This window comes from Acidihalobacter sp. (assembly GCF_037381185.1).
In the GTDB taxonomy this organism is placed as follows: Bacteria; Pseudomonadota; Gammaproteobacteria; order DSM-5130; family Acidihalobacteraceae; genus Acidihalobacter_A.
The window spans coordinates 1-19782 of the sequence record NZ_JARRQY010000021.1 but is presented as its reverse complement, the minus strand read 5'-3'; the positions used below and the strand labels follow the sequence as shown (position 1 = coordinate 19782).

General features: G+C 64.4%; 24 protein-coding genes and 1 pseudogene. 21 read left to right on the top strand and 4 right to left on the bottom strand.

Going from position 1 to position 19782, the window contains the following annotated elements:
* Positions 1 to 18 precede the first annotated feature (18 nt).
* The gene (gene atzF, locus P8014_RS08935) at positions 19 to 1824 is read left to right on the top strand and encodes an allophanate hydrolase (RefSeq protein WP_337816966.1); all 1806 of its coding nucleotides are present in this window, start codon (positions 19 to 21) and stop codon (positions 1822 to 1824) included.
* Between the two features lie 14 nt (positions 1825 to 1838).
* Here atzF and P8014_RS08930 read toward each other — a convergent pair whose 3' ends face one another.
* Both P8014_RS08930 and P8014_RS08925 read right to left on the bottom strand, forming a co-directional pair.
* Positions 1839 to 2072: a hypothetical protein gene (locus P8014_RS08930; RefSeq protein WP_337816991.1), complete on the bottom strand. Its 234-nt coding sequence runs from the start codon at positions 2070 to 2072 to the stop codon at positions 1839 to 1841.
* Positions 2073 to 2195: 123 nt separating this feature from the next.
* Complete coding sequence (locus P8014_RS08925) at positions 2196 to 3968, bottom strand: sigma 54-interacting transcriptional regulator (protein WP_337816965.1); 1773 nt, start codon at positions 3966 to 3968, stop codon at positions 2196 to 2198.
* A gap of 340 nt (positions 3969 to 4308) precedes the next feature.
* Between P8014_RS08925 and P8014_RS08920 the strand changes: the two genes are divergently transcribed.
* The 8 genes from P8014_RS08920 (at position 4309) to P8014_RS08885 (ending at position 10571) form a co-directional block, all read left to right on the top strand.
* On the top strand, positions 4309 to 4536 hold the full coding sequence (locus tag P8014_RS08920) for a phenol hydroxylase subunit (RefSeq protein ID WP_337816964.1): 228 nt from the start codon (positions 4309 to 4311) through the stop codon (positions 4534 to 4536).
* Between the two features lie 28 nt (positions 4537 to 4564).
* Positions 4565 to 5566: an aromatic/alkene monooxygenase hydroxylase subunit beta gene (locus tag P8014_RS08915; protein ID WP_337816963.1), complete on the top strand. Its 1002-nt coding sequence runs from the start codon at positions 4565 to 4567 to the stop codon at positions 5564 to 5566.
* A gap of 23 nt (positions 5567 to 5589) precedes the next feature.
* Positions 5590 to 5865: an MmoB/DmpM family protein gene (locus tag P8014_RS08910; protein WP_337816962.1), complete on the top strand. Its 276-nt coding sequence runs from the start codon at positions 5590 to 5592 to the stop codon at positions 5863 to 5865.
* Between the two features lie 55 nt (positions 5866 to 5920).
* Positions 5921 to 7462, top strand: a complete 1542-nt coding sequence (locus P8014_RS08905; protein ID WP_337816961.1) for an aromatic/alkene/methane monooxygenase hydroxylase/oxygenase subunit alpha — start codon at positions 5921 to 5923, stop codon at positions 7460 to 7462.
* Positions 7463 to 7545: 83 nt separating this feature from the next.
* On the top strand, positions 7546 to 7905 hold the full coding sequence (locus tag P8014_RS08900) for a phenol hydroxylase subunit P4 (protein ID WP_337816960.1): 360 nt from the start codon (positions 7546 to 7548) through the stop codon (positions 7903 to 7905).
* 19 nt (positions 7906 to 7924) lie between these two features.
* Positions 7925 to 8986 (top strand): phenol 2-monooxygenase domain-containing protein, encoded by a 1062-nt coding sequence (locus P8014_RS08895; RefSeq protein ID WP_337816959.1) that lies wholly within the window; start codon positions 7925 to 7927, stop codon positions 8984 to 8986.
* A 232-nt stretch (positions 8987 to 9218) separates the two neighbouring features.
* Complete coding sequence (locus tag P8014_RS08890) at positions 9219 to 9557, top strand: 2Fe-2S iron-sulfur cluster binding domain-containing protein (RefSeq protein WP_337816958.1); 339 nt, start codon at positions 9219 to 9221, stop codon at positions 9555 to 9557.
* A 60-nt stretch (positions 9558 to 9617) separates the two neighbouring features.
* Complete coding sequence (locus P8014_RS08885) at positions 9618 to 10571, top strand: catechol 2,3-dioxygenase (protein ID WP_337816957.1); 954 nt, start codon at positions 9618 to 9620, stop codon at positions 10569 to 10571.
* Between the two features lie 114 nt (positions 10572 to 10685).
* Here P8014_RS08885 and P8014_RS08880 read toward each other — a convergent pair whose 3' ends face one another.
* Complete coding sequence (locus P8014_RS08880) at positions 10686 to 11375, bottom strand: FCD domain-containing protein (RefSeq protein WP_337816956.1); 690 nt, start codon at positions 11373 to 11375, stop codon at positions 10686 to 10688.
* Between the two features lie 143 nt (positions 11376 to 11518).
* Between P8014_RS08880 and P8014_RS08875 the strand changes: the two genes are divergently transcribed.
* The 10 genes and pseudogenes from P8014_RS08875 to P8014_RS08830 all read left to right on the top strand — a co-directional run bounded on the left by P8014_RS08875 (position 11519) and on the right by P8014_RS08830 (position 18298).
* Positions 11519 to 11896, top strand: coding sequence for a heme-binding protein (locus tag P8014_RS08875; protein ID WP_337816955.1), 378 nt, complete (start codon positions 11519 to 11521; stop codon positions 11894 to 11896).
* 91 nt (positions 11897 to 11987) lie between these two features.
* Positions 11988 to 13448 (top strand): 2-hydroxymuconic semialdehyde dehydrogenase, encoded by a 1461-nt coding sequence (locus P8014_RS08870; RefSeq protein ID WP_337816954.1) that lies wholly within the window; start codon positions 11988 to 11990, stop codon positions 13446 to 13448.
* 14 nt (positions 13449 to 13462) lie between these two features.
* Positions 13463 to 14248, top strand: a complete 786-nt coding sequence (gene dmpE, locus P8014_RS08865; protein ID WP_337816953.1) for a 2-oxopent-4-enoate hydratase — start codon at positions 13463 to 13465, stop codon at positions 14246 to 14248.
* A 19-nt stretch (positions 14249 to 14267) separates the two neighbouring features.
* Positions 14268 to 15176, top strand: coding sequence for an acetaldehyde dehydrogenase (acetylating) (locus P8014_RS08860; RefSeq protein ID WP_337816952.1), 909 nt, complete (start codon positions 14268 to 14270; stop codon positions 15174 to 15176).
* Positions 15177 to 15189: 13 nt separating this feature from the next.
* Positions 15190 to 16245: a 4-hydroxy-2-oxovalerate aldolase gene (gene dmpG, locus P8014_RS08855; protein WP_337816951.1), complete on the top strand. Its 1056-nt coding sequence runs from the start codon at positions 15190 to 15192 to the stop codon at positions 16243 to 16245.
* Positions 16242 to 17030 carry a 2-oxo-3-hexenedioate decarboxylase gene (gene dmpH, locus P8014_RS08850; RefSeq protein ID WP_337816950.1) on the top strand — a complete coding sequence of 263 codons (789 nt, stop codon included), beginning with the start codon at positions 16242 to 16244 and terminating at the stop codon, positions 17028 to 17030. Before dmpG ends, dmpH begins: the two co-directional genes overlap by 4 nt.
* A 118-nt stretch (positions 17031 to 17148) precedes the next feature.
* A complete protein-coding gene (locus P8014_RS08845) occupies positions 17149 to 17373 on the top strand; it encodes a transporter (protein WP_337816949.1) in 225 nt (74 codons plus the stop codon).
* Between the two features lie 61 nt (positions 17374 to 17434).
* Positions 17435 to 17626 (top strand): 4-oxalocrotonate tautomerase family protein, encoded by a 192-nt coding sequence (locus tag P8014_RS08840; RefSeq protein ID WP_337816948.1) that lies wholly within the window; start codon positions 17435 to 17437, stop codon positions 17624 to 17626.
* Between the two features lie 158 nt (positions 17627 to 17784).
* A pseudogene (locus P8014_RS08835) lies at positions 17785 to 18141 on the top strand (alpha/beta fold hydrolase); the annotation flags it as partial.
* The gene (locus P8014_RS08830) at positions 18077 to 18298 is read left to right on the top strand and encodes an alpha/beta fold hydrolase (RefSeq protein WP_337816947.1); all 222 of its coding nucleotides are present in this window, start codon (positions 18077 to 18079) and stop codon (positions 18296 to 18298) included. The pseudogene P8014_RS08835 and the gene P8014_RS08830, both read left to right, overlap by 65 nt.
* Positions 18299 to 18396: 98 nt before the next feature.
* On the opposite strand, the gene P8014_RS08825 is transcribed toward P8014_RS08830, so the two are convergent.
* The gene (locus P8014_RS08825; protein ID WP_337816946.1) at positions 18397 to 18522 is read right to left on the bottom strand and encodes a hypothetical protein; all 126 of its coding nucleotides are present in this window, start codon (positions 18520 to 18522) and stop codon (positions 18397 to 18399) included.
* Positions 18523 to 18549: 27 nt separating this feature from the next.
* Between P8014_RS08825 and P8014_RS08820 the strand changes: the two genes are divergently transcribed.
* Positions 18550 to 18708, top strand: coding sequence for a hypothetical protein (locus P8014_RS08820; protein WP_337816945.1), 159 nt, complete (start codon positions 18550 to 18552; stop codon positions 18706 to 18708).
* Between the two features lie 363 nt (positions 18709 to 19071).
* On the top strand, positions 19072 to 19782 hold a 711-nt coding region (locus tag P8014_RS08815), incomplete at its 3' end, for a cache domain-containing protein (protein ID WP_337816944.1).

Sequence of the window (19782 nt, the reverse complement as noted above, 5' to 3'; positions counted from 1 at the left end):
TCCAAGGAAGCCACTGACATGATTGACGCCGATACGAGCCTGGACATTGCCGCTCTGCGCGAGGGCTATCGCGCCGGAAACTTCACGCCGCGCGAGGTGCTGGACCTGATCCTGGCGCGCATCGAGACGCAGCCCGAGCGATACGTATGGATCCGGCGCCTGACGCGCGAGGAGCTGTACGCCTACGCCGACGCCCTGGCCGGGCGCAGCGTCGACGAACTGCCGCTGTACGGCATTCCCTTCGCCATCAAGGACAACATCGACCTGGCCGGCGTGCCGACCACCGCGGCGTGTCCCGAGTTCGCCTACCTGCCCGAGCGTTCCGCCACGGTGGTGCAGCGGCTGATCGACGCGGGCGCGATACCGCTGGGCAAGACCAATCTCGATCAGTTCGCCACGGGCCTGGTGGGCGTGCGCTCGCCGCACGGCGCCTGCCGCAACGCCTTCGATCCGGACTACGTTTCCGGCGGTTCCAGCTCGGGCTCGGCGGTGGCGGTTGCCACCGGTCTGGCGAGCTTCTCGTTGGGCACCGATACGGCCGGCTCGGGACGGGGGCCGGCCGCGTTCAACAACCTGGTCGGTCACAAGCCGACGCGAGGCCGCTTGAGCACGCGCGGCGTGCTGCCGGCCTGCCGTTCGCTGGACTGCGTGTCGATTTTCGCGCTGAGCGCGGGCGATGCCGATGCGGTGTACCGTGCGGCCGGGGCTTACGATGCCGAGGACAGCTATTCGCGCGGCCCGGAGCGGCCGGTACTCGGCCGTCCGATCGGGGCGACGTTCCGCTTCGGTGTGCCGCGAGCGAAGCAGCTGGAGTTCTTCGGCAATGCGGCCTATGAAACGGCGTTTGCGGCGGCGGTGCGGCGCCTCGAGGAACTGGGTGGCGAAGCGGTGGAGATCGATTTCGGACCGTTCCTGGAGACCGCCAGACTGCTCTACGAGGGTCCCTGGGTGGCGGAGCGTTATGTGGCGATCGAGGATTTCATCGAGGCCAAGCCCGGAGCGCTGCATCCGGTGACGCGCCAGATCACTTTGGGTGGCGCCAAGCCGAGCGCGGCGGCGGCGTTCAAGGCCGAGTACCGGCGCATGGCGCTGCAGCGCGAGAGCGAGTCCGTGTGGCAAGCCGTGGAGGTGATCGTCACGCCCTCGGCCGGCACGCACTACCGCATCGACGAGGTCGAGGCCGACCCCGTCACGCTCAATTCCAATCTCGGCTACTACACCAACTTCATGAACCTGTTGGACCTGAGCGCCACCGCGGTGCCGGCCGGCATGCTGGATAGTGGCTTGCCGTTCGGGATCACGCTGTTCGCGCCGGCCTTCCGCGATGCGGGACTGCTGGCGCTGGCCGAGCGCTTCCAGGCCTGGGAAGGCTCCACGCTGGGCGCGACCGGCTCACCGCTGGCCGCGGCCGGCGGGCGGGTCGAGTCAGTGCAGGACGATGCGATCCTGGTCGCGGTATGCGGCGCGCACATGACCGGCCTGCCGCTGAACCACCAGCTGATCGAACGCGGCGGTTGGCTGGTGCAGGCGACGCAAAGCGCACCAGTCTATCGCCTCTATGCCTTGTCCCCGGCCTGGCCGCCGTCGCGGCCGGGCATGGTGCGGGTGGCCGAAGGCGGCGCGGCGATCGAGGTCGAAGTGTGGGCGGTACCGGCGGCGCGCTTCGGCGATTTCGTTGCGCAGATTCCGGCGCCGCTCGGCTTCGGCCGCTTGGAACTGGCCGACGGTAGCGGGGTGGAGGGCTTCATCTGCGAGCCCTATGCGGTGGAGGACGCCGAGGACATCACCGCTTACGGCGGCTGGCGCGCCTATCTGGCGCGTTGAGGTTCAGTGTGTCGCTAGTGCTGCGGGAACAGCGCAGGCGGCAGATGGATCAGTCTGATCAGCTGTTCGTACACACGGTTGCATAGCGGCAGCAGGGCGAAGCCCAGGCTCCACATGAAGGTCGCATGGTCGCTGGGGAAGGAATTGTCGACGGGGTGGGGCAGGTACTGGTGGCCGAGGCCGATCATGATCGGCCTCGGATGGGAATACAGCATGCCGAGCAGCTGATCGATGCTCAGTCGCAACAGTATGATCAGAGCGGCGGTGTGCTGGGTGAGTCCTGCACTTTAGCGCAGCCTGATGCGTTTGTTTTATCGATATGGTCAGGTGATGTTCCGTGTGGTCGGGACTTTTCGTCCCGGAGGCTGAGGTCAGGCCGTCTTCTTCAGTCGGTAGGCGAGCTGGGCGCGCGTCATGCCGAGCAGTCGGGCGGCGGAGCTGAGGTTGCCCTCGTTGCGTTCCACAGCCGCCTTGAGCAATTGGGCTTCTAGTTTCTCCAGGGATGCGCCGCTCTCCAGCGCCTGTTCGACAACCGCGTCCACGCCCTGTGCCGCGGCCGCGGGATGTGCCTGTTCCGGAGTGGGGGGCTGCGACTGCGCGGCACCGGGCAAACCGGGGTAGCCGCTGAGATCCATGCACGGGAAAAGGTTCTTCAGATCGATCTTTGCCTCATTGGGGACGATGATTACGCCGCGCTCGATCATGTTTTCCAACTCGCGGATGTTGCCCGGCCAGTCGTAGTCCTGCAGGGCCTTCATCGCTCCTTCGGTGATGCCGGTGACGCGCTTACCGTGGCGCGCGTTGTATTTGTCCAGGAAGCGCTTGACCAGCAGCGGCACGTCCTCGCGCCGCGCGCGCAGCGGCGGTACCACTACGGGATATATGTTCAGCCGGTAGTAGAGGTCGGCGCGGAAGCGGCCGTTCTGTACCGCCTGCTGCAGGTCGACGTTGGTCGCGGCGACCAGGCGCACGTCGATATGGCGCGTCTGGGTGTCGCCGACGCGTTCGAACTCGCCCTCCTGCAGCACACGCAGCAGCTTGGCCTGGGCCGATGCGGACAATTCGCCGACTTCGTCCAGAAACAGCGTACCGCCGTGGGCACGCTCGAAGCGCCCCGGGCGCGACTGCTGGGCGCCGGTGAACGCGCCTTTCTCCACGCCGAACAGCTCGGATTCGATCAGTTCTTCCTTCATCGCCGCGCAATTGACGGCGATGAAGGCGTTGTTGGCCCGCGGGCTGAGGTTATGCAGCAGCCGGGCGTATTTCTCCTTGCCGACGCCGGTTTCTCCGAGCAGCAGCACGGTCACCACGCTCTCGGCGGCCTTGCGGATCATTTCGGTGGTGTCGCGGAAGGGATCCGAGACACCGACCATGTCGCCTTGGGTGAACTCTTCGTCGAGCGAGTAGCGCAGGTGTTCGACCTGGGTCTGCAGTTCGACGATCTGGTCCGCGACGTGGTCCGGCTGGAAGTACTTTATCTCCGCCTCGATCTCGGGGCCCCATTCCTCTTCGGGCTTGCCGACGATCATGCAGCGCGAATCGCCCTTGCCGCGGCAGTGCACTTCCTTGAACACCACGTAGCGGCGCACCACCGCGCTGGTGTAGCCGGAGGCGTAGCCCACCTGGGTCCAGCACACCGGATCGTGGTGCATGCCGAAGTGTTCCAGGTGGACTTCGGCCTCGTAGGAATCCTCCCAGGCGAATTCGCCGTAGAAACGGCCCGTGGCGACGTCGATGTCGAAGTGGATCGGGATGACGTCGACGATGCCTTCCAGCGAATGCAGCTGAGGCCCAAGATTCATGAGTTCTTCGTCGGATGCACTGGGCATGAGCTTGCGCACCATTTCCGCGTCGCGCTGGCCGGAGGCGTAGCCCATGCGCGTGAGCAGCCCGCGCGCGCGGTCCAGGCCCAGAGTTTCAACCAGCTCGCGCCGCAGCGAGCCCAGAGCGCCGGTGTGCAGCAGCACCATGCGCTGATCTTCCAGGGTGATGTGCCCCGACTTGAACGACAGATGCAGCCTGGAAGCCAGTTCCGGCAGCTCGTCGAAATCGAAACTGGAACTCATGCCATCGTCCTCCGCGTGGCCGCCTCCGCCGTGATTCTGTCCGCCATGGTCAGGGGATTCGTGTGCTGCGTGGGCCATGCCGTGTGTCGCCGCGTGGTCCCGATCTTGCTGACCCGCATGCTCCGGGAGCGGCATCAAGCATAGAGAGCTTTGCCTGTCTCGTCATGCACCGGGATCGTCGCGGCCAGGGTCATCAATTGGTTAACCAAATCATCACACGGCGGACCTGTGTTTGACGATTTGATCAGTTCGCCAAAAGGGCTGATTTTGACCGATCTCACAAAACATCGATAAAACATATTCATATCGATTTTGGCGCGAGAGCTGCAATCACACAAATACCCGATGCCGGAGGAGCAGATGTCCGGCGACGGGAGCGGAAGTCACGTCGGACATGCATTGAGGTGGCGGAATACACGTGAAACAGACGGCTGGACAGGCTTGCGTGCGGGTCACGCGGTGGCGGGAAGACGGCTTCGTGGAGTTCGACTTCTCCTTCGGAGACGCCGACCTGTACCTGGAAATGATCCTGCCGCGCAAGGCATTCGAAGAGTTCTGCACCGCTTACGCGGTCGCATACCTGTCGGACAGCGATGCCGCGTTGCTGGATGCGGACAGGCGGAAATGGCGAGAAGGCGGGCTTTGAAGTCCGTCCCGACATCTTGGAGGAGATGATGACCATAGAGATCAAGACGACATCCATCGAGCCTTTGCGGCACACGTTCGACAACGTGGCCCGACGGCTCGGCGCCGACAAGCCGGCATCGCGCTATCTGGAGGCGACGTACGACCTGCAGGCGGCCGTCAATTACCACTACAGGCCTTACTGGGATTCCGAGTACGAACTTTACGACACGCGGCGCACCAGCATCGATATGCAGGACTGGTACGCGTTCAAGGACCCGCGCCAGTTCTACTACGGCACCTGGACCATGGCTCGCGCCAAGCTGCAGGACGCGGTCGAGCGCAATTTCGCCTTCGTGGAAAAACGCGGGCTCGTGGATAGCGTCATCGAGCCCGCCTGGCGCGACAAGCTGGCCAAGCTGCTGGTGCCGCTGCGCCATCTGGAATACGCCGCCAACATGAACAACTGCTACGTGTCCGGCTACGGCTACGGCACCGCGATCACCCAGGCAGCCATGTTCTACGCCGTCGACCGGCTCGGCATCGCCCAGTACCTGTCGCGCATCGGCCTGGTGCTCGACGGCAACAGCGCCGCCGCGCTGGAGCAGGGCAGGCAGGACTGGGTGGAAGCCGCCGGTTGGCAGCCGCTGCGGCATCTGGCCGAGGATCTCATGGTCGTCAAGGACTGGTTCGAACTGCTCGTCGCGCAGGACTTCGTGCTCGACGGCCTGCTCTATCCGTTGGTCTACGAGCGCTTCGACAAGGCCTTCGAACCCCACGCCGGTCCGGTCGTTTCCATGCTGACCGAATTCATGCGCGAGTGGTTCTCCGAAACCTCACGCTGGGTCGACATGTTGCTCAAGACCGCGGCGGCCGAGTCGGAGGACAACCGCCGGCAGCTTGCCGAATGGATCGAGCAGTGGAGCGAACGCGCAGGTGAGGCCCTGCGGCCGTTGGCGGCTGAGGTGTTCGGCGATGGCGCCGAGGAAGTCATGAGCGAGCTGCGCACGGCACTCGCGCAACGCGCCGCCAAGAGCGGCGTCAGCGCCTGAACGGGCCAGGGGAGAGCAGCCAAATGGTCAACAACAACGTCTACATCGCATTCCAGAACAACGAGGATGCGCGTCCGCTGATCGAGGCCATCGAACAGGACAACAGCGAGGCCCGCATCGAGTATTACCCGGCCATGGTGAAGATCGACGCGCCGGGGCGGCTGGTGATCCGCCGCGACACCATCGAGGGTCTGATCGGGCGCGATTGGGACCCGCAGGAAATTCACGTCAACCTCATTTCGCTCTCCGGCAACGTGGTCGAGGACGAAGACCAGTTCGCGCTGGAACGCGGCCGCTGAGCACCGCACCAGCGCTACCCACATAACGAGAACGGTTACATACGAGGAGTCGGACATGACTGCGAACAAGCGCCTGAGCTTGCGCGAGAAATACCAGAAATTCACCCGTGACCTGGGCTGGGAGCCCAGCTACCAGAGCCAGTCGGCCCTGTTCCCGCAAATGGAATTCGAGGGCATCCACATTCACGACTGGAGCAAGTGGGAGGATCCCTTCCGCCTGACCGTGGACGCCTACTGGAAATACCAGGCCGAGAAGGAGCGCAAGCTCTATTCGATCATCGACGCCTTTGCGCAGAACAACGGCCAGCTCAACGTCACCGACGCGCGCTACGTCAACGCGCTGAAGCTGTTCCTGACCGGCGTGTCGCCGCTGGAGTACGCCGCGCACCGCGGTTTCGCCATGGCCGGGCGCCAGTTCGCCGGAGTCGGCGCGCAGGTCGCCTGCCAGATGCAGTCGATCGACGAACTGCGCCACGTGCAGACCCAGATCCACACCATCAGCCAGTACAACAAGTTCTTCAACGGTTTCCACGACTGGCAGCACATGCACGACCGCGTCTGGTACCTGTCGGTGCCGAAGAGCTTCTTCGACGACGCCATGTCGGCCGGGCCGTTCGAGTTCATCACCGCGATCTCGTTCAGCTTCGAATACGTGCTCACCAACCTGCTGTTCATGCCCTTCATGTCCGGTGCGGCCTACAACGGCGACATGGCGACGGTGACCTTCGGCTTCTCCGCGCAGTCGGACGAGTCGCGCCACATGACGCTGGGCCTCGAGGTGATCAAGTTCATGCTCGAGCAGGACGAGCGCAACGTGCCGATCGTGCAGAAGTGGATCGACAAGTGGTTCTGGCGCGGTTACCGCCTGCTGGCGCTGGTCTCCATGATGATGGACTACATGCTGCCCAAGCGCGTGATGTCCTGGCAGGAAGCCTGGGAGATGTACTTCGAGCAGAACGGCGGTGCGCTGTTCGAGGATCTGTCGCGCTACGGCATCCGCATGCCCAAGCACTGGGAAGTCACGGTCAAGGAGAAGAGCCGCCTGTCGCACGAGGTGTGGAGCGTGTTCTACAACTACGACCACGCCGCCGCTTTCCACTCCTGGCTGCCCGACGAACACGAGATGCAGTGGCTGGCCGAGAAGTATCCGGCCACCTTCGACAAGTACTACCGGCCGCGCTTCGAGCATTGGCAGTCGATCGCCGACCAGGGCGGGCGTTGGTACAACAATACGCTGCCGATGCTCTGCCAGACCTGCCAGATCCCCATGGCGTTCACCGAGCCGGACGATCCCACCACGATCTGCTACCGCAGCAGCGACTACAAGGGATCGAAGTACCACTTCTGCTCCGACGGCTGCAAGGACATCTTCGACGACGAGCCGGAGAAGTACGTGCAGGCCTGGCTGCCGGTGCACCAGATCTACCAGGGGCATTGCGGCGGCGCCAGCGTGCCCGAGGTGCTGGAGTGGTACCACCTCAAGGACGGCCAGGACAACAAGGATTACCGCGATTCGCAGGATCGCGAGAACTGGCTCAAGTGGAAGCGTCTCAGCGAAGAGGCCGAGCGCACCCTCAAGGCCGCCGCCAACGCATAAGCAACGAAACCGCCGGATCGCGCATGCCCGTCCGCTGGGCGGCGTGCGCGTACCCGAGCGCATCAAGGTTCGAGGAGGAGACCATGCCAGCCAAGGCAATGTACGACTACCAGGGCGAACCGAAGGACGTCCAGGAGAATTTCCACGGCAACCAGCTCGTGTACTTCGGCTGGGACAAGCATCTGATGTTCTGCTCGCCGGTATGCCTGCCGCTGCCGCCGGACATGCCGTTCGGCGCGCTGGTGCAGGAAGTGCTGCCGGGAGTGTATTCCAGCCATCCCGACTGGCAACGCATCGATTGGGAACGCGTCGAGTGGACGCTCGACCAGCAACCCTTCACGCCGGCACTCGACCGGGGTCTGGCGGACCAGGGCATCGGCCACAAGTCGCTGCTGCGTTTCCGTGCGCCGGGCCTGGACGGCATCGGCGGCGTGGCCACCTGAGCGGGTCCGGGAGTACGCCATGAGCTATCAGCTGACGATCGAACCTCTGGGCGAGAGCCTGGAGGTCGACGAGGAGCAGACGCTGCTCGATGCGGCGCTGCGCAACGGACTCTATCTGCCGCACGCCTGCTGCCACGGCCTGTGCGGCACCTGCAAGGTGCAGGTGGTGGAGGGCGAGGTGGAACACGGCGAGGCGTCGGCCTTCGCGTTGATGGACTTCGAGCGCGAGGAGGGCATGACGCTCGCCTGTTGCGCGCGGCCGCTGACCGACGTGGTCATAGAAGCCGACGTCGAGGAGGAGCCCGACGCCGTGGTGCAGCCGGTGGAGGACTATCGTGGCACCGTGGTGGACCTGGTCGATCTTTCGCCTACCGCCAGGGGCGTGTTCATCGAGCTGGATCGTGATCTCGAGTTCCAGGCCGGCAAGTACGTCAATCTGCGCCTGCCCGGCGTCGAGCAGCCGCGTGCCTTCTCGTTGGCCAATGCGCCGCCGGAGGGGCGCGTGATCGAGCTCAACGTGCGCCGCGTGCCGGGCGGAGAGGCTACCGGCTACATCCACGAGAAGCTGCAGGTGGGCGACGAGCTGGATCTGTCGGGGCCCTACGGGCGCTTCTTCGTCCGCAAGTCCGCGCCGGAGGACATGATCTTCCTGGCCGGCGGAACCGGCTTGTCCAGCCCCAAGTCGATGATCCTGGACTTGCTGCAAAGCGGCGACCTGCGCCGCATTACGCTGATCTACGGCGCGCGCAACCGCGCCGAGCTCTACTACCACGAGCTGTTCCAGCGTCTGGCTGCCGAACACGACAACTTCACCTACGTGCCGGCGCTTTCGGAGCCGGCCGAAGGCGATGCCTGGGACGGCGCGACCGGCTTCGTACACGACGTGGCCAAGAACCATTTCGGCGGCGTGTTCGGCGGGTACAAGGCTTATCTGTGCGGTCCACCCGCGATGATCGACGCTTGCCTGACCACGCTGATGCGCGGGCGCCTGTTCGAGCGCGACATCTACATGGAGAAGTTCATCACCGCGGCGGATTCGGCGCAGCCGCAGAACAAGAGTCCGTTGTTCAAGTCGGTATGAGGCCATAGGAGACCGGGCGATGGCGGATTGACTATTGGGGATTGACGTAATGACCGAGCTTCTTGACAAGCGAATGGCTAATATCCATTCTTTGTTTAATTATCGATAAAAATTAAATAAGTCGATATTGATGCGATGGCGCCTACGGTGCGTTCCATCGCGGCACCGGACTTGGCGTAGCCAGTGGGGGGCAGCTGCCGAGTCAGGTGCGATGCGGTGAGGAGGAGTGGACATGAACGAGGCGGTACCGAACGCGGTGTTCGAGATCGTGATCGCGGACACCGGCGAAACCTACGCCTGCCCGGCGCGGGAGACGCTGCTCAAGGCGATGGTGCGACTGGGGCGAAAAGGTATCCCGTCAGGCTGCCACGGCGGCGGCTGCGGCGTATGCAAGGTACGCGTGCAGGGCGACGTGGACACGCTGGTGATGAGCCGCAGCCATGTCAGCGAGGAGGAACAGCGCCAGGGCTACGTACTCGCCTGCCGGTGCTTTCCACGCGGCCCCCTGTCCGTGCAGGTTGTCGGCAAGTTGCACAAAGCCGTGACCCGGCCGCGCAACGGATTGGTTTGACACAAACGAAACGCGCCTCTGTGCGCGGCATACCAAAGCAAGAGCGAGGAGAAGACAGTCATGGGTGTTATGCGTATCGGACACATCAACGTTCGCGTGCTGGACATGGACGCGGCCGTGCATCATTACGAAAACGTCCTGGGCCTGTTGCGGGCCGACCAGGACGAGGATGGCAACATCTATCTGCGCGGCTGGGACGAATGGGACAAGTACTCGGTGATTCTGACCCCATCCGACCGCGCCGGTATGGTGCACATCGCCTACAAGGTTGAGAGCGATGCCGATCTGGATACGCTGCGTCAGCGCATTGCCGACTACGGAGTGGAGGTGGATGAACTGGAGCCAGGCGCGCTGCGCGACTGCGGCCGTTCGCTGCGCTTTCACCTGCCCAGCGGGCACCTGATGTACCTCTATGCCGAGAAGACCTTCGTCGGCAAGGCGGTGGCCAGCACCAATCCCGACCCCTGGCCGGATGGTCTCAAGGGCGCCGGAGTGCACTGGCTGGACCATGCGTTGTTGATGTGCGAGTTGGATCCGGAGAAGGGCGTCAACAAGGTCGCCGAGGCGACCCGCTTCATGGAGGAGGTGTTGGACTTCAAACTCACCGAGCAGGTTCTGGCGGGGCCCGACGGTGACGTCCAGGTCGCGACCTGGCTGGCGCGCTCCAGTACGCCGCACGACATCGCCTTTGTAGGTGGCCCGCGGATGGGGCTGCATCACTTCGCCTTTTTCCTGGATGAATGGTCGGACGTGCTCAAGTCCGCGGACGTTATGGCCAAGAACACCGTCAAGATAGACGTCGGACCGACCCGTCACGGCATCACGCGCGGCGCGACGATCTACTTCTTCGATCCTTCCGGCAACCGCAACGAAACCTTCTGCGGTCTCGGCTATTTGGCACAACCGGACATGCCGGTGATCACCTGGACCGAGGACCAAATCGGCCGCGGTATCTTCTACCACACCGGCGAGCTGAACGAGGCCTTCACCACGGTGTATACCGACGGCGTCTGATGGTTTGGCGTGGTACTCCGCCCGCAGGTGGCGGAGTGCCTAGCCGCGAAACGGAACTGATCGATGAAGATGTGGAGTGAAGCGGTCTGGGGGGGCGGCGGTTGGGCCGGGGTTTCAGCCGCCGGCGGCTTCGCCGGGCGTTTCCCCACCGCGTTCCAGCGCGCGTTCGACCGTGTGAGCGGTGCGTTCGATGTGCACGCGCAGTATGTCGGTGGCAGTGCGCACGTCGCCGGCCAGCGAGGCGTCGCGCAGTGCGCGGTGCTCGGTGGCGACGTCGCGGCTGGGCGCGTAGTGCGTGCTCAGGAAGCGGTAACGCCGGTGCTGGTCGTGCAGGATTTCGCGCATGCGCTGAAGCCAGCGCGAAGGGCAGGCGCTGACCAGCACCTCGTGGAAGTTGCGGTTGCGCTGCTCCCACTCCGCGAAATCCTGCCCCGGGTTGTTCTCGAACTTCTCCAGCTGGTGATAGGTCGCCACGACGCCCGCTTCCCAGGCGTCGTCGCCGCTCTCGATGCTCTGGCGCAGCGCTTCGCTTTCGATCAGCACGCGGGTGTTGGTGACGTCCCACAGATCGACGCGGTCGATAGGCGGTACCCGAAAGCCGCGCTGTCCGAAGACCAGTACCAGTCCCTCTCCGACCAGCCGCGCCAGTGCCTCTCTGATCGGGCTGGCGCCGATGTCGTAGGCCTCCGACAACTGCTTCACCGCCAGGCGCGTGCCCGGCGGTTGCACGCCGCGAATGATCTCGTTCTTGAGCCGTTCGTAGGCGCGGTCGGCGAGGGTGGAGGAGATGTCCGGTACGGCCATTCGGGAAGTCTTCTATTGGGAATTTTTCAAGGAAGTATATCAGCGGCCTTGACAGGCGTGAATGCAATATCCATTCTTGCTAAAAATATCGATTTTAATTTATTTGATCGATACTTCTGTGGGGATTTAGGAGGATGTCCAGCATGCCAGTGACCGTCGCGAATACTTCTCTGCACTGGCAGGCCGCCATGGATGCCGCGCGGACAGCCGTTGAGACCGCGGAAGGCCTGGGTATCAGGATCAACGTCGCGGTGGTCGACCGGGCGGGCACGCCGATAGCGTTCCTGCGCATGTACGGGGCGCCGCTGCACTCGATCGGTATAGCCGAGGACAAGGCCTACACCGCGGCCAGCTTTGGTCTGTCCACCGCGCAATGGGATGCAGTGGTGGCCGGCAACGAGGCCCTGCGCGCCGGTCTGGCGCAGCGCGAGCGGCTGGTGATGTTCGGCGGCGGCCTGCCCATCGTGCACGCAGGGGAATGCGTCGGCGGCATCGGCGTATCCGGCGGCAGCGAGGCTTAGGACGAGGCCTGCGCGCGGGCCGGACTGGAGAGCATGGCAACCGCGTAGCGGGACATTTGCAGGATACGGATCAATCAATCAGGTGGACGGAATGAAAGAGATCAAACATTTCATCAATGGCGAATACGTGGGTTCGGAGAGCGGGCGCACGTTCGACGACGTCAATCCCGCCAACGGCGAGGTCATCGCCAAGGTCCACGAAGGCGGTCAGGCGGAGATCGACCGCGCGGTGGCCGCGGCGCGCGCGGCAATGAACGGCGAGTGGGGCAGCATGCCTGCGGCGCGCCGTTCGGAACTGCTGCACAAGGTCGCCGACGGCGTGCGCGAGCGCTTCGACGAATTCCTGGAGGCCGAATGCCTGGACACCGGCAAGCCGCGCGGCATGGCCTGCGAAATCGACATTCCGCGCGGTGCGGCCAACTTCAAGGTCTTCGCCGACCTGGTGAAGAACGTGCCGACCGAAAGCTTCCATACCGACACCGGCGACGGCAGAGGTGCACTGAACTACGTGGTGCGCAAGCCGCGCGGCGTGATCGGCGTTATCTCGCCGTGGAACCTGCCGTTGCTGCTGATGACCTGGAAGGTCGGCCCGGCGCTGGCCTGCGGTAACACGGTGGTGGTCAAGCCCTCGGAGGAGACGCCGCATACCGCGGCGCTGCTCGGCGAGGTGATGAACGCGGCCGGCATTCCCAAGGGCGTCTACAACGTGGTGCACGGCTTCGGTCCCGACTCGGCCGGCGAGTACCTCACGCGCCACGCCGACGTCGACGGCATCACCTTCACCGGCGAGACCCGCACCGGCACGGCGATCATGAAGGCCGCCGCCGAGGGCATCCGCAACGTGTCCTTCGAACTCGGCGGCAAGAACGCAGCCATCGTGTTCGCCGACGCCGACCTGGACAAGGCGGTGGAGGGCACCATGCGCTCGGCCTTCGCCAACTGCGGCCAGGTCTGCCTGGGTACGGAACGGGTCTACGTCGAACGTCCCGTATTCGACGACTTCGTGGCCCGGCTCAAGACCGGCGCGGAAAGCCTGACGATGGGCTGGTGGCAGGACCCCGGCATCAACTTCGGTCCGTTGGTCAGCCAGGAGCACCGCCGCAAGGTGCTCTCCTACTACGACAAGGCGGTGGCGGACGGCGCCACCGTGGTCACCGGCGGCGGCGTGCCGCAGATGCGTGACGATCTCGCCGCCGGCGCCTGGGTGCAACCCACCATCTGGACCGGCCTGCCGGAGGATTCGGCGGTGATCCAGGAGGAGATCTTCGGGCCGTGCTGCCATGTTGCGCCCTTCGACAGCGAGGAAGAGGCGATCCGCCTGGCCAACGACACGCCCTACGGCCTGGCCGCGGCGCTGTGGACCGAGAACCTGAGCCGTGCGCACCGCGTCGCGCCGCAGCTCGACGTCGGCCTGTGCTGGGTCAACAGCTGGTTCCTGCGCGACCTGCGCACGCCCTTCGGCGGCAGCAAGCAGTCCGGCATCGGCCGCGAGGGCGGCGTGCACGGGCTGGAGTTCTACACCGAGCTTTCCAACGTCTGCGTCAAGCTCTGAGCGGGAGAACGCCAATGGATCAGACACGCATCACCGAACTGGGCGACGAACTCTACGCCGCGATGTGCGAGCGCAGCACGGTAGCGCCGCTCACCGAGCGCGAGCCGGACATCACCATAGACGACGCCTACCACATTTCCCTGCGCATGCTGGAGCGCCGCCTGGCCGACGGCGAACGCGTGATCGGCAAGAAGATCGGCGTCACCAGCAAGGCCGTGCAAGACATGCTCGACGTGCGCCAGCCGGACTTCGGCTATCTCACCGACCGCATGATCTACGGCAACGGCGAAGACATGCCGATCAGCGAGCGCCTGATCGCACCGCGCGCCGAGGGCGAGATCGCCTTCATCCTCAAGCGCGACCTCGAAGGCCCGGGGGTGACCAATGCCCAGGTGCTGGCCACCACCGAATGCGTGATGCCCTGTTTCGAGATCGTCGACTCGCGCATCCGCGACTGGCAGATCCGCATCCAGGACACCGTGGCAGACAACGCCTCCTGCGGCCTGTTCGTGCTCGGCGACGCCGCGCTCAGTCCGCGCAAGCTGGACCTGGCCACCTGCGGCATGGTGATGGAGAAGAACGGCGAGATCTGCGCCACCGGCGCCGGCGCCGCGGCGCTGGGTTCGCCGGTCAACTGCGTTGCCTGGCTGGCCAATACGCTGGGCCGCTTCGGCATCAAGCTGGAGGCCGGCGAGGTGATCCTGTCCGGCTCGCTGGTGCCGCTGCAGCCGGTCGCGGCGGGCGATTTCGTACATGTATCCGTCGGCGGTCTGGGTACCGCTTCGGTCCGCTTCGTTTGAGATTTCCGGAGGACAAGGCATGAAAATCAGAGCCGCATTGGTCGGGTCGGGCAACATCGGCACCGATCTGCTGTACAAGGCGCTGCGCTCGGACTGGATCGAGCCGGTATGGATGGTCGGCATCGATGCCAAATCGGACGGTCTGGCGCGCGCCCGCGAGCTGGGTCTGAAGACCACCCACGAGGGCATCGACGGGCTGCTGCCGCACATCGAGGAAGACGGCATCCAGGTCGCCTTCGATGCGACCTCGGCCTACGCGCATGCCGACAACAGCGCCAAGCTGCAGGCCAAGGGCGTGCTGGTCATCGACCTGACGCCGGCGGCGATCGGTCCGTACTGCGTGCCGCCGGTCAATCTCAAGGAGCACGTCGGCAAGCAGGAGAGCAACGTCAACATGGTCACCTGCGGCGGCCAGGCCACCATCCCGATGGTGGCGGCGGTGAGCCGCGTGCAGCCGGTCGACTACGCCGAGATCGTGGCCACCGTGTCCTCGCGCTCGGCCGGTCCCGGCACGCGCAAGAACATCGACGAGTTCACGCGCACCACGTCCGGTGCGGTGGAGAAGGTCGGCGGCGCGCGCAAGGGCAAGGCCATCATCATTCTGAATCCGGCCGAACCGCCGCTGATCATGCGCGACACGGTCTATTGCCTGACCGCCGGCGAGCCCGACCGCGAAGCCATCACCGAATCGGTGCAGCGCATGGTCGCGGAGGTGCAAAAGTACGTGCCCGGCTACCGGCTCAAGAACGGTCCGTTGTTCGACGGCAACCGCGTGTCCATGTTCCTCGAGGTCGAAGGGCTGGGCGACTACCTGCCCAAGTACGCCGGCAACCTGGACATCATGACCGCCGCGGCGCTGCGCACCGCGGAGATGTTCGCCGAGGAAATCGCCAACGGTACGCTCAAGCCCGCCGCGGCGGCAAGCTGAGGAGGACTCACTCATGGATTTGCACGGCAAGAAAGTCACACTGCACGACATGTGCCTGCGCGACGGCATGCACGCCAAGCGCCACCAGATCAGTCTCGATCAGATGGCCGAGGTCGCCACCGCGATGGACGCGGCCGGCGTGCCGCTGATCGAGGTCACCCACGGCGACGGGCTGGGCGGCGCTTCGGTCAACTACGGCTTCCCCGCGCACAGCGACGAGGAATACCTCAAGGCCGTGGTACCGAAAATGAAACAGGCGCGCATTTCGGCGCTGCTGCTGCCCGGCATCGGCACCGTCGACGAGCTGCGCATGGCGCGCGACTGCGGCGTCGGCACCATCCGCGTGGCCACGCACTGCACCGAGGCCGACGTCTCCGAACAGCACATCGGCGAGGCGCGCAAGCTGGGCCTGGACACCGTCGGCTTTCTGATGATGTCGCACATGATCCCGCCCGAGCGCATCCTCGAGCAGGCCAAGCTGATGGAGTCCTTCGGCGCCAACTGCATCTACGTCACCGACTCGGCCGGCTACATGCTGCCTGACGACGTCACCGCGCGCATCGGTCTGCTGCGCTCGGAACTGAACGCCGATACCGAGCTGGGTTTCCACGGTCATCACAACATGGCCATGGGCGTGGCCAACTCGCTGGCCGCCATCGAGGCCGGCGCCAACCGCATCGACGGTTCGGTGGCCGGGCTCGGCGCGGGTGCCGGAAACACGCCGCTGGAGGTGCTGTGTGCGGTACTCGACCGTATGGGGGCCGAGACCGGCGTCGACCTGTACAAGATCATGGACGTGGCCGAAGACCTCATCGTGCCGATGATGGATCACCCGATACGCGTCGATCGCGATGCGCTCACCCTGGGCTGGGCCGGCGTGTACGGCTCGTTCCTGCTATTCGCCAAGCGTGCCGGGCAGAAGTACGGCGTGTCGGCGCGCGACATCCTGGTCGAGCTGGGCCGGCGCGGCACCGTCGGAGGCCAGGAGGACATGATCGAGGACGTGGCCCTGGATCTGGCCCAGGGACGGCAAGGCGGCGACGCCAAGGTCGCGGGAGCGGGCCGATGAATCTCGCCCGCGAACGGATCGAGGAACTGGCGCAGCTGCTCGACGACTGCGCCGTGGAGGCGCGCGACACGCCCAAGGTCACCGACACGTACCCCGAGATGGACTGGGACGATGCCTACGCGGTGCAGGACGCGCTACGCGCGCGTCAGCTGGCGCGCGGCGCGCACCTGGTCGGCTACAAGGCGGGGCTGACCTCGTTCGCCAAGATGCGCCAGATGGGCGTGGAGTCGCCGGTGTTCGGCTACCTGCTGGACGTGCACGCCGTGGCCGACGGCGGGACGTGCGGTTTCGACGAGCTGATCCATCCCAAGGTCGAGCCCGAGATCGCCTTCGTCCTCGGCCGCGAACTCAAGGGGCCGGGCTGTCACATCGGTGCAGTGCTGGCCGCGACCGACTTCGTCATGCCCGGCATCGAGGTGATCGACAGCCGCTACCGCGACTTCAAGTTCGATCTCAAGAGCGTGGTGGCCGACAACACCTCGGCCACGCGCTTCGTGGTCGGAGGCCAGCCGCTGGGCGTGGAGGGCGTCGACCTGCGTACGCTCGGCGTGGTGCTGGAGAAGAACGGCGAGCCGGTGGCCTTCGGCGCCGGCGCGGCGGTGCTCGGCCATCCGGCTTCGGCGATCGCCATGCTGGCCAACCACCTCGGCGCGCGAGGCGAGTCGATTCCGGCCGGCAGCGTGATCCTGTCCGGCGGCATCACGGTCGCGGTGGCCGTGGACAAGGGCGATGCGGTGACCCTGCGGGTACAGAACATGGGGTCGACATCGCTGATCTTCGCCTGAGAGCGAAGGCATACATAACGACAAGACGACAGGGAGAGATGAGCATGAAGCATGAGTTGAAAGCGGCGCTTGCGGGCGCCGGGCTGGCCGCGGCCGTGCCCGCGGCGCAGGCGGCGGCATGCAAGTCGGCCTGGTCGGGTATTACCAGGAGCAGACGAGCAAGGACAGCGGAACCGGTGCGAACGATTTGCGTCCGCGCCGCAACGCGGTTGGCGTTCAATTCGATTATCCGATTCCGAGCCACGGCTTGTTCCTGAAGTTCGCCGCCTATGGCGAGACTTCGGCCAGCGACGGTGCGACCAAAGGTTCGCTGCTGCGCATGACCATCGTCAAGGCGTTCTGACGATACAACCCGCCTTGGGGCCGGGCCGGCCCCAAGGCGCCATCGACGAGGAGAAAATCCCATGCCCATCGCACAGTTGTACATCCTTGAAGGGCGCGACGGCGCGAAAAAGGAGCGGCTCATCGCCGAAGTGAGCGAGGCGATGCACCGTGCGCTGGACGCGCCCATGGAATCCATACGCGTGATTATCACCGAAATGCCCAAACAGCATTTCGGCATCGCCGGCGAAAGCGCCAAGAAACGAGGCCGCTGAACGGAGCGGAACCCATGTCGTAAAACCCCGAACTCGGTCGCAGCATCACGGCCAAGGGCATTCGCACCAACTACCATGATCTCGGCGAGGGGCCGGGGGTGCTGCTGATCCACGGCTCGGGGCCGGGCGTCACGGCCTATGCCAACTGGCGTCTGACCATGCCCGAACTCGCCACGCGCTTTCGCGTAGTCGCACCGGACATGGCCGGTTTCGGCGAGACGGAGCGCCCGCGCGGCAGTCGCTACGACATGGACGGTTGGGTGGCGCACGCCATCGGTCTGCTCGACGCGCTGGGCATCGAACAGGCCCACGTGGTCGGCAACTCCTTCGGCGGGGCGCTGGCTCTGGGGTTGGCGATCCGCGCCCCGCAGCGCGTCGGCAAGTTGGTGTTGATGGGCAGCGTCGGCGTGCCGTTTCCGATCACCGAAGGGCTGGATACGGTGTGGGGCTATGAGCCTTCCATCGACAACATGCGATCGCGCCCTGGCCCACGACACCTTGATCGTGCACGGGCGCGAGGACCGCGTGATCCCGCTGCAGAACACCTACGATCTGCTCGCGCGTATTCCGCGTGCGCAACTGCATGTGTTCGGCGAATGCGGGCACTGGACGCAGATCGAGCACGCGGCGCGCTTCAACCGCCTGCTCCTGGAGCATTTCACTGACTCTTGATTGTCCTCAGTGACAGTCGAAGCGCTCAGGGAAGGCGGCCAGGATCTGGTCCGAGAAACGCGCGGCTGCCGCCGGCAGGATGCGGCCTTTGGGTTGGCTTACATATCCTCGTCGGCCAGCGGGTGGTCCGTGCTGTGTTCGATCAGTGCCTGTTCCGCGTCGGCGGCGTGAATATCGGAGTGTGAGTGCAGACCACTATGCGCGGAGCGAACGGCCGCGGCCACGATTGTCTCCTGGTTGAGGAAGCGACCGTGAACTACTTCTCCGAGTTCAAGCGCTCGACCCTGGATATGATCCGCGCGCAGGGCGCGATCGTAGCGCTGGACTGCGGTGTTGGAATCCTTGGAAACGGTCCGAAGCGGTATGCTGGGATCTGGGTCAACCCGGTCGCCTTTCTCGAGATGCCGTGAAGCAGTTAGACTAACGCGCCTGTTGGCTCTTGACGCGGATCCCATCGCCGTTTCGCTCCGACCGTTTTGTTACACATGCACATTCGGATGAAGGCGGAAAAGCCTGATCTGCCGTTTCGATCAAGATCTTGGCATTGTTGCCGATAACAAAAGGGCCGGCGATTCCTGAACTTGATGACGCGGCGGACGGCATAGGGACGAAAATCATCAATAGCCTGGCGTTGCCAACATCATGGTTCTGATTTTAATTACTTAATGAGCAATGTGAGCTATGACTATGGGGGCGCAATGAGCATGCAACCTTCAACCACCCGAAGGGGTGTGTGGTCAATACTGGGAACGATCCAGGGAAAACTGTATCTGTTGAGCCTGACGTTCATTGTCCTATTGGCGGTGATGATTCTGGTGAGTTTGCAGGACTCGTACCGGACCTTGCTCAATGAACGCAAGAATCAGATTCAGGAACAGGTACAGACGGCCGTCAGCCTGATCGAGGGTTACGTGAAGCAGGCTCAGGCCGGGAAACTGACGCAGGAGCAGGCGCAGGCGGCGGCCAAGCGTGCCGTGGGCAGCCTTCGCTTCGGCAAGGACGGTTATTTCTGGATCAACAACATGCATCCAAGCATCGTCATGCATCCAATCAAGCCGGAGCTGGACGGGCGCGATGTGAGCACGTTCACGGACAAGTCCGGCAAGCTGCTGTATGTGGATATGGTCAACGTGGTCAAGGAGCATGGTGGCGGCTTCGTTTCATATGTGTGGCCGCTTCCCGGCGGGACGGAGCCGGTTGCCAAGATTGCCTATGTTCAGGGTATCCCGGAATGGGGATGGGTCGTCGGTTCCGGCTTGTATCTGGTGGATACGCAGCAGGCCTTCCGTCAAGAGCTTATGGCTCTCGGCGGCGTTGGTGCGCTTGTGCTTATCGGTGCGCTGCTGCTCACCGCTTGGCTGGGTCGCTCGATCACTCGTCCGCTGGGTGCGGTGACGCGTCAGATGGCCGAGATCGCGGAAGGAGAGGGCGACCTGACGCGCCGCCTCGATGCTACGCGTAGCGACGAGATCGGTGATCTGTCC